The following is a 1,188-nucleotide window of genomic DNA, read 5'->3' on the forward strand; positions in this document are numbered from 1 at the left end:
CCCATTAGCTCAGTCGGTAGAGCACCTGACTTTTAATCAGGGTGTCCCGCGTTCGAGTCGCGGATGGGTCACCATTTAATTAAATAGTTCTAATGATAAGGCGGCATAGCCAAGTGGTAAGGCAGAGGTCTGCAAAACCTTTATTCCCCAGTTCGAATCTGGGTGCCGCCTCCATTTTGCGCCCATAGCTCAATTGGATAGAGCGTTTGACTACGGATCAAAAGGCTAGGGGTTCGACTCCTCTTGGGCGCGCCATTAATTAAAAACACTTAAGTTTAACTTATGTATAGTATTGATTAACTAGACATATAATGCGGGTGTAGTTCAGTGGTAGAACTTCAGCCTTCCAAGCTGACCGCGAGGGTTCGATTCCCTTCACCCGCTCCAATATAATAAGACCCATTAGCTCAGTCGGTAGAGCACCTGACTTTTAATCAGGGTGTCCCGCGTTCGAGTCGCGGATGGGTCACCATTTTACACATTATGGAGAGGTGTCCGAGTGGTTTAAGGAGCTGGTCTTGAAAACCAGTGACTCCGAAAGGGGCCGTGGGTTCGAATCCCACCCTCTCTGCCATAGTCTTTACAAAAAGATGATATTGTATTATAATTAAGTGTATTGATTAAAAGAGTATGTTTAACTACTTTAATAATACGGGTATGGAGAAGTACTCAAGTAGGCTGAAGAGGACGGTTTGCTAAACCGTTAGGTCGCATTTAGTGGCGCGCGGGTTCGAATCCCGCCTTCTCCGCCATTTGTCCGGGTGTAGCGCAGTTTGGTAGCGCACATGGTTTGGGACCATGGGGTCGGGAGTTCGAATCTCTCCACCCGGACCAGTGAATAAATATTTGTTGGGCCTTTAGCTCAGTTGGTCAGAGCATCCGGCTCATAACCGGCAGGTCCGGGGTTCGAGTCCCTGAAGGCCCACCATCAAATTTAATAACTAAAGGGGTATAGTTCAGTTGGTAGAACGACGGTCTCCAAAACCGTATGTCGTGGGTTCGAGTCCTGCTACCCCTGCCAAATATCCGGGTGTAGCGCAGTTTGGTAGCGCACATGGTTTGGGACCATGGGGTCGGGAGTTCGAATCTCTCCACCCGGACCAAGAAAATAAGGGCTCATAGCTCAGGTGGTTAGAGCGCACGCCTGATAAGCGTGAGGTCGGTGGTTCGAGTCCACTTGAGCCCACC

11 tRNA genes are annotated in these 1,188 nt (G+C 49.2%); all 11 read left to right on the forward strand.

The window, feature by feature from the left end:
• The first annotated feature begins 99 nt into the window (after positions 1-99).
• A tRNA-Cys gene (locus tag RH915_RS11345) sits at positions 100-174 on the forward strand.
• A 4-nt stretch (positions 175-178) separates the two neighbouring features.
• Positions 179-255 (forward strand) — tRNA-Arg (locus RH915_RS11350).
• Between the two features lie 58 nt (positions 256-313).
• Positions 314-387: transfer RNA gene (locus tag RH915_RS11355), tRNA-Gly, on the forward strand.
• 9 nt (positions 388-396) lie between these two features.
• Positions 397-472 (forward strand) — tRNA-Lys (locus RH915_RS11360).
• A 13-nt stretch (positions 473-485) separates the two neighbouring features.
• Positions 486-574, forward strand: a tRNA-Ser gene (locus tag RH915_RS11365).
• Between the two features lie 85 nt (positions 575-659).
• A tRNA-Ser gene (locus RH915_RS11370) sits at positions 660-752 on the forward strand.
• Between the two features lie 5 nt (positions 753-757).
• Positions 758-834: transfer RNA gene (locus RH915_RS11375), tRNA-Pro, on the forward strand.
• Between the two features lie 17 nt (positions 835-851).
• A tRNA-Ile gene (locus RH915_RS11380) sits at positions 852-928 on the forward strand.
• A gap of 17 nt (positions 929-945) precedes the next feature.
• Positions 946-1,021: transfer RNA gene (locus RH915_RS11385), tRNA-Trp, on the forward strand.
• Between the two features lie 5 nt (positions 1,022-1,026).
• Positions 1,027-1,103: transfer RNA gene (locus RH915_RS11390), tRNA-Pro, on the forward strand.
• Positions 1,104-1,112: 9 nt separating this feature from the next.
• Positions 1,113-1,186 (forward strand) — tRNA-Ile (locus RH915_RS11395).
• Positions 1,187-1,188 lie beyond the last annotated feature (2 nt).

The sequence above is a fragment of the Serpentinicella sp. ANB-PHB4 genome (assembly GCF_031432315.1).
In the GTDB taxonomy this organism is placed as follows: Bacteria; Bacillota; Clostridia; order Peptostreptococcales; family Natronincolaceae; genus Serpentinicella.